This is a genomic window from Paenibacillus sp. FSL A5-0031 (genome assembly GCF_001956295.1).
In the GTDB taxonomy this organism is placed as follows: Bacteria; Bacillota; Bacilli; order Paenibacillales; family Paenibacillaceae; genus Pristimantibacillus.
The window spans coordinates 1-390 of record NZ_MRTD01000071.1 but is presented as its reverse complement, the minus strand read 5'-3'; the positions used below and the strand labels follow the sequence as shown (position 1 = coordinate 390).

The following is a 390-nucleotide window of genomic DNA, read 5'->3' as shown; positions in this document are numbered from 1 at the left end:
CACGATATACGTGCTTCCATTAAACGTTACGACCTGACCTACTGGATAGCCTGGCGCTGCGAGTGGATCAAATACTACAATTCCGCTTAGTCCGACTCCTGTCGCACCGGTAGATCCCGTCGTTCCTGTCTCTCCTGTTACTCCTACTCCAATTGCTCCTGTTGCACCGACAGCTCCCGTTGCTCCTGTGGAACCTGTTGCACCCGTTGCTCCATCTGTTCCCGTAGCACCTGTTACTCCCGCTCCCGTTGCACCAGTTGCTCCTGTAGCACCACTCGCTGCAATCAGCGTATAATCCGGCGATGTTCCTGGTGTGCCTGTTGGCGGCGCCGTATTCACGATATACGTGCTTCCATTAAACGTTACGACCTGACCTACTGGATAGCCTGG

Annotated in this window: 1 pseudogene; it reads right to left on the bottom strand. The window is 54.4% G+C overall.

The features are described 5' to 3' along the window. Positions 1–390: pseudogene (locus BK120_RS35700) on the bottom strand (BclA C-terminal domain-containing protein); the annotation flags it as partial.